Origin of the sequence: Micromonospora sp. DSM 45708 (genome assembly GCF_039566955.1) — a bacterium.
In the GTDB taxonomy this organism is placed as follows: domain Bacteria; phylum Actinomycetota; class Actinomycetes; order Mycobacteriales; family Micromonosporaceae; genus Micromonospora.
Genome location: NZ_CP154796.1, coordinates 1,880,891 through 1,888,006 on the forward strand (window position 1 = coordinate 1,880,891; position 7,116 = coordinate 1,888,006).

Below are 7,116 nucleotides of genomic sequence, written 5' to 3' on the forward strand. Positions count from 1 at the left end.
AAGCCGAGGCACGCATTGATAGAAAGCATTGGGAGTGAAAGACAATCAAGTGACTGTGACCGCGCGGTCAATGAGTTTATGGGTGCGGCGGATGCGCCCTTTGTCGGCCGAATGAAAGAGGCCCGGATGTGTGACGCACGAGCAGTCCTTTCGCGACTCCGGCCGGACCGCGGCAGGATCCGACCGTCGACCAGCGGCTGTCATCCGCTGCCATCCGCTGCCGCTGCCAATTCCGCTGGCAGCTATTCCCACGGGAGGTGGTGGATTGGTTCTTCTGTGTGGTCAAAACTTCCGACCAACTCTTCGGCGCGCTGCAATGGCAGCCAGGGCAGGAAAGACGACCTTCGATGCCGTGCCCGCGCGCCACCTGACGACGAGCCACCTGGAGACATCGCCGTGACCGCCACCATCGACAGACCCGCCGGTGTGCTCACCGTCCTACGTCGGACTCCGACACCGGTGCGTTATCTGCTCGGGGGCGTGCTGGTCAACCAGCTAGGCGCGTTCGTCCAGACGTTCATGGTGCTCTACCTGGTCTTCCGCGGGTTATCCGCCGGACAGGCCGGCACCGCGATCGCCGCCTACAGCGTCGGTTCGGTGGTGGGCGTGCTCGTCGGCGGCGAGCTGATCCACCGCATCGGCCCGCGCGGCACCATCACCGTCGCGATGCTCGGTTCCGCCGCGATCCTCGCCGTCCTGCCTCTGCTCAGCCGACCTTCGACGTTCGGCGTGCTGATGATCGCCCTGCTGTTGGCCGGGCTCGCGACCCAGAGCTACCGTCCCGCCGCGGCCGTGCTGTTGAGCGACCTGATGCCGGACGACATGCGCGTCATGGGCTTTTCGATGATGCGCATCGCACTGAATATCGGCGCCGCGCTGAGCCCGCTGATCGCCGCCGGGCTGATCCTGCTGGACTGGAACCTGTTGCTGTGGTTCGACGCTGCCACCGCTCTGGTCTACGCGATCCTCGCCCGCTGGCTGCTGCCCGATCTACGGACCGGACGAGGGGCACCCGGCGCAGTCGTCCAGCGGGGGTCCGGTACCCGCATTGTGTACGGGATCCTGTTGCGCGACAGGCGCTTCTGGTTCTTCCTCGCCTCGACGATGATCGGTGCGGTCATCTACGTCCAGTTCAACGTCGTCCTCCCGCTCAAGATCAGCTCCGAGGGGCACTCCACCGGTCTGTACAGCGGCGTACTGGTCACCGCGTCGATCGTGCTCATCCTCTGCGAACTGAAGATCACCGCCTATGTCACACGTTGGCCTGGTCACGTCGCGGCGACGGCGGGCACCGTGCTCATGGCAGTCGGTGCGGCCAGTTTCGGAGTCAGCGGCGGCTCAGCCGTGGCGCTCGTCGCGTGCACCGTCGTGTTCGTGTTCGGCACCATGATCAACGGGCCCATCATGTTCGCCTACCCCGCCACGTTTCCCGCACCGGTGAACGCCCGCTACATCAGCGCGCACCAGGCGACTTTCGGCCTGGGTATGGCCACCGGTCCGCTGATCGGGGTCGCGGCGTGGGTGGGGCTGGGCAACGGGGTCTGGTGGCTGTGCGGCGGACTCGGCCTGGTGGCGGCATGGTGTGCCCTGCTCGGGATGAAACCGCCGCGCCAGACACCGTAGTGCGACCGCCGCGCGACGTCGCACGCCAGATGACGGGCCCGTCCGAGGACGGGCCGGATTGTCCCGATCGAGCATGCCGTGCATGAAAGGTTGATCCCGATGAGCGACATCCGCCAGGTCTCCGGCAACGAACGCCTGCGCACCGCCTTCACCCTCTATCCGTACGCCTTCGACGGATCGCCGTCCCCGGACGCGGCGGAGGACCTGGCGAGCATTCTCCCCTTTCACGAGGGCAACCACACGCTGATCGCCGAGGACGGTGGCCGGACGCTCGCCACGGCGGCGGCCATCCCGACGCACCAGAACCTGCGCGGCACCGTCATGCGCATGGCGGGCATCGCCTGGGTGGCCACCCATCCCGCGGCCCGCCGACAGGGCCACTGTCGTCGACTGATGCACCAGCTTCACCGCGACATGCTCGACACGGGACACCTGCTGGCCACGCTCTATCCCTTCCATCCGTCGTTCTACGAACAACTGGGCTACGTCGGGCTGCCACTCAACCGTACGGCGACGTTCGAGCCCGAGGGGTTGGCGCCGCTGCTGGGCGTCGACCTCCCCGGCGACGTGTCCTGGCAGGGAATACAGGATGGCTTCGAGGTCTACCGCACCTTCCAGCGACGCCTGCTGGCGCAACGGCACGGTTTCATGTTCACCCCCGACTACCGAGCTGTCCGCGTCCTCGCCCCCGCCGACCGTTGGCTCGCCGTCGCCTCGGTCGACGGGGAGGTGGCCGGTGTGCTCACCTACCGCATCGACGGCTACGGCGGCCGGCTGCACGGTGACGAGTTGCTGTACACCAGTGGGCACGGGCGGGCGTTGTTGCTCCAGTTCCTCGCCCAGCACGCCCACCAGGTCGCCCAGATCGTGGTCACCGTCGCGCCGGACGAGCACCCCGAGACCTGGGCGGGCTCCCTTGCCGTCCGGACCGAGGCGAGGGCGGCCTTCCCCACGTCACCGCCCCTCATGGGACGGCTCCTGTCGATGGAAGCGCTCCGCGACGTGCCCTGTGGCTCCGGACGGACCCAGATAGAGATCGTCGAGGACGAGCTCCTCGCCGGGCGGTATCTGCTCGACGGAACCCGCGGGACGATCGACGTCACCGTCGCTGGACAGGCCGGGGAGACGGCCACACTCACCGCCGCTGGACTGTCCGGACTGGCCTACGGTGTGCTGGACCCGGCCGACGTCGTCGCGCGCGGCCTGGGTGACATCTCCGACGACGTGGCGGCCGAGCTACGCGCACTGCTGCCTCGCCGCACGCCGCACGCCTTCGGTAAGGGCTGACGCACCGCCTCGCCCGCACGGCTGTCGGTAGGGAGAGCGGGCCCGACGGTGGCCCACCGTCGGCTGGGGACGAGGGCCGTGGGGCCGGCCGTCGCGGCGTCGACCGCGGCAGAGGACCGGCTTCCGTCGATGCTCGCCGCGCCAGTCGCGCCCGAACTGGCGTACCTGCGGCTGATTCACACCAGTCTGGCAGAGAGCAACCTCGTCCGGGTGCTTGTGACTGATCGGCCGCCGTAGCCGACTTGGTGCCGGGCCGGCGGCGTACCCGCATCGTGAAGCGGTCGCCGCTGCCGCTCCACCCGGAGGAGGTGGAGACGTCCCAGCCTCGCTGGGTGCGCATCCGATCGGCGAACGCGTGTGGCGACGCGGCGACGCACCCGGTTGGCGAGGTGCCCGCTCGACGGACGGCCTCAAGCGGCCCCGGGGTCCGCCGCTGCTCGTGCCCGGGGACAACCCGCGTCATTGCCGGCGGGGCAGCCTCGGCACCGTGCCCACCGCCGGCCCGGACCGCGTCCGCATCGCTGACAAGACACCGAAGTTGTTGCCTCTGGTGCATCGGCTGGCAGGATCTGCGTACGTTACGGGCCGTGGTGCGGCACTATTCGGTGACGGCGGCGGCCGACGCCCTCGGCCGGACCCGGCCCGCGCTGTCACGGCGGATCAGTCGGCTGGAACGACACCTCGGCACACCGCTGCTCCTGCGCACCCCGCGCCGCTGCGTACCGACCGACGGGGCCGGATCTTCGTCGACGCCGCGGAGCGGGCCGACGGTTTCTGGCGCGCCACCGTACGCCGGGCGCGGGCCGTCGCGGGCGGCGTACCGACAGCGCCGGCAGCTCCCGACTCGGTAACCTGGTCGGACCTGGGGGTATTGCGGGCGATCCGCGAGCGTGGCAGCGTCAGCGCCGCCGCCCGGGAGTTGCGGCTGGCCCGGCCGTCGCCGGGAGCGGTGGCGGGCACAGCTCGGTGCCGGCCGCGAAGCAGGAGCGGCTCGCCGCTGAACGACTGCCGCGCGAAACGCTCATAGCAGACAAGAGCCGCCCTGCTTCGATCGGTGTGATCGCCTCTGTACTCTGCGCTGTCGGGATGTTGCCCGGCAGTTGGGTGCGCCCCGGCGTGGGGCGGGATGCGGGTTCCGAGGAGAGCCAGGATGTCGCGGAAGAGGCGCAAGGCAACGACGCGTACGACGAAGGCGGTCCCGCCGAACAGGCAACCGGAAAAGCAGCCTTCCGTGCGGTGGTGGCGGCGCCTCAGCAAGCCGGCCGCCTGGGTCGCCGGCGTGGCAACGGTGGTGGTCACCGGCGTCCTCGGCACGCTCCTGGTGTGGGTGGTGCGCGAGGTTGTCGACGGCCCGGCCGCCAAGGACCGGATCCGTGAGGTCACGCGGGCGAAGGACGATGTCCGCTACACCATCACCCATGAGAATGACGGCTGGATCATCGCACTGCCCGAAGGAGTCGCCCTGACCCCCGCGCAGAGGAGCTTCCTGGCGAAGTCGTCGTACACCGTTCCGGAGGTCGACGGGTACACCCTGGACCGGCTCGCCGGCGAACTGCGGGCGGTCGGCGGCGCCGAGGTTCCGAAGCAGACGTTGCGGCTGGCCGTCGAAGGCCGCCGCAACCAGCCAATTCGAGTGGACAGCATCAAGCCCGTCAACATCCACCACCAGAAGCCGTACGACGGCACGCTGCTGCTGGTCCCCCCGCAGGAAGGCGGCAACACCGCCGAGATGGTGTTCAACTTTGACGACGTCGAACCGCAGGCACGGATCGCGCTCGACGACGACAACGGAGACTACAAGCCGGGCGAGCCCTACTTCCTGAAGAAGACCCTCACGATCAGAGACGCCGCCCAGGACATCGTGGTCATCCGGTCGATGACCACCCGATCGGCGGTGTCCTTCGAGATCCAGATCGACTACCACATCGGGGACGAGGCCAGGCACATCGTCATAGACGACGGCGGTCATCCGTTTTCGGTCAGTCCGATGAGGTGTGTCGACCGCAGCACGTTGGACGCCGATGGAGCGCTGATCTCTCAGGGACACGCCAGCTACCAGAAGATCCTGGCGCGGAGCGGCGCCTCGGGAGCAATCGACGATGTGCGGAACCCGGGCCACTTCGAACTCGGGACCCCGTTCTGCTGACCCGCCGTGCCGGGCGCTGACCGCGCATGAGTGGAAAAATATCAATGCCGAGGTCCGGATCAACGGCATCGATGTCATCCTCGACGCGCTGCTCCTGCGCCTGTACACCGAATTCGCCTGCCGATGCGGCGGTGCCCTGGCTCTGCGCCTGGTCGACCTGGACACCACCAACGGACTCGTCCGCCTGACTGAGAAAGGTGCCACCGTGCGGTGGCAACCGATCACCCTCAACCTCGCCGAACACCTGCGGGTGGCCCGGGACCGTGACCCGGGCGTTACCGTCGAGCAGATCGCGAAGGACTTCGGAGTCCACCCGATGACGTTGTTCAAGTGGCTGCGCCAGGCTGACGTTGACGCCGGAACCAGACCGGGCGTCAGCGGCAGCGACTCGGCCGAGCTGCGCGAGGCCCGTAAGAGGATCAAGCTGCTGAGGCAGGAGAACGAAGTCCCGCACCGGGCCGCTGCCTACTTGTCGCAGGCGCATCTGCCGGGAAACGGCTCTGCCCGCTCGTGAGCGAGCTGGCCGCCGACGGCATCCCCGTGGCGGTGACGTGCCGGGTGTTGAACATCGCTGGTCAGCCCTACTACCGGTGGCTTGCCCGCAGTGTCACCGACGCCGAACTGGCTGCGGCGTGTCGGGCGGACGCGTTGTTCGACGCCCATCGCGACGACCCGGAGTTCGGCTACGGAGCCTGGCCGATGAGGCCCGCGCTGCCGGCCAGCCGATGGTCGAGCGCACCGCCTGGAAAATCTGCTCCGGCAAGGGCTAGTGGAGCACGTTCAGCAAGGATGAGCGTCGGGGCAAGGGCGGCAAGGTCGGTCTGCCGGGTGCACGACGTTCTGGTGTGCCGCGACTTCTTCACTACGGACGGCCCGAGTCGGTTGTGGCTGGCCAACATCACTGAACACCGCACCGGTGAGGGCAAGCTGTACCTGTGTGCGATCAAGGGCGTGTGGTCCAACCGGATCGCCGGCTAAGCCGTCGACTCCAGATGAAGTCGACGCCTTGCCCAACGCCGCAGCCCGCCGCGGTGACGTGGTCGGCTACGTGCTGCACACCGACCGCGGGTCGCAATTTCGAAGCCGGAAGTTCGTCCGTGCCCTCAACCAGCACCACGTGACCGGGTCGATGGGCAGAGTCGGCGCCGCCGGCGACAGCGCCGCCATGGAATCGTTCTTCGGCCTGCTGCAGAACAACGTCCTTGACCGCCGGACCTGGACGACCCGGCAGCAGTTGAGGACCGCGAGTGTGACCTGGATCGAGCGGGCCTACCACCGCCGCCGACGCCAACGGTCCCTGTCCCGGCTGACCCCGGTCGAGTACGAAACCATCACGACCCGACCGGCCAGTCAGGCCGCGTGACTGAAACTGTCGCCTATTGGTGCAGCAGACCCCGGCGTAGGGCAGTGAGACCTCGTGGGCAAACGACGACCACCGTCTGCACCACGGCACCGCGAAGGCATGACCTGTTAACCCGGTTGCCTCACCGCGCGCCGGCTCAGACAAGATCCGTATCTAGGCTCGGCATCCCAAGGCTGCAACGGCATCGGTGGCACCTCAACGAATGCACCATGCCGCTTGAGCTGCACCGACGCAGGTCTCGACAAGCTCACCCTTGACATGGTGGGCAGAGATTGGAGATCGTGTATGTAGGAGTCGTTCCGGTGAAGAAAACTTCTACGGAAGGATCATCGATGCCTCGTCCGCGTTCGCCGTCCCAATAGTGCGAGCATCGTGGCGGCTTTTGCTGCCTGTCGGATGTGCTCGAATCCGGTCGAGGTTGTGGCGACGGAATTTTCCACGATCAGGGCGTCGCGTACGACGTTTTCGTTCAACTCGTTTCAAGGCGTGGCTGGTTGGTGTTCGCCGGTGGGCGTCGGTCGAACCGTCGCGTCGTTGCGCTGTTTCTCTGCGATTGGGTCTGCTGGCGGATTTTCAAGGGCATGCGCCGAAGGGCGTTCACGTGCCCGGTCTGTCGGCTCATTGTTCTTGACTTTTGTCGAACGTTTCATTGTCGAGACTCCGGCCGGGTGGCGGTGACCTGTTGGTCCGTGATCGA

4 protein-coding genes and 1 pseudogene are annotated in these 7,116 nt (G+C 67.5%); all 5 read left to right on the plus strand.

Annotated features, from left to right (window positions below):
* Nucleotides 1–396: 396 nt before the first annotated feature.
* The 5 genes and pseudogenes from VKK44_RS08790 (at nt 397) to VKK44_RS08810 (ending at nt 6,419) form a co-directional block, all read left to right on the plus strand.
* Nucleotides 397–1,623: an MFS transporter gene (locus tag VKK44_RS08790; protein ID WP_343446348.1), complete on the plus strand. Its 1,227-nt coding sequence runs from the start codon at nt 397–399 to the stop codon at nt 1,621–1,623.
* 99 nt (nt 1,624–1,722) lie between these two features.
* Complete coding sequence (locus VKK44_RS08795) at nt 1,723–2,910, plus strand: GNAT family N-acetyltransferase (RefSeq protein WP_343446349.1); 1,188 nt, start codon at nt 1,723–1,725, stop codon at nt 2,908–2,910.
* Nucleotides 2,911–3,515: 605 nt separating this feature from the next.
* Nucleotides 3,516–3,761: a helix-turn-helix domain-containing protein gene (locus VKK44_RS08800; RefSeq protein WP_343447722.1), complete on the plus strand. Its 246-nt coding sequence runs from the start codon at nt 3,516–3,518 to the stop codon at nt 3,759–3,761.
* A 299-nt stretch (nt 3,762–4,060) separates the two neighbouring features.
* A complete protein-coding gene (locus VKK44_RS08805) occupies nt 4,061–5,056 on the plus strand; it encodes a hypothetical protein (RefSeq protein ID WP_343446350.1) in 996 nt (331 codons plus the stop codon).
* 205 nt (nt 5,057–5,261) lie between these two features.
* Nucleotides 5,262–6,419: pseudogene (locus VKK44_RS08810) on the plus strand (IS3 family transposase).
* Nucleotides 6,420–7,116: the final 697 nt, after the last annotated feature.

Excerpts from the sequence above, each read along its gene's own strand:
- VKK44_RS08805 (WP_343446350.1), top strand. The coding sequence starts at position 4,061 with ATGTCGCGGAAGAGGCGCAAGGCAACGACGCGTACGACGAAGGCGGTC.
- VKK44_RS08795 (WP_343446349.1), top strand. The coding sequence starts at position 1,723 with ATGAGCGACATCCGCCAGGTCTCCGGCAACGAACGCCTGCGCACCGCC.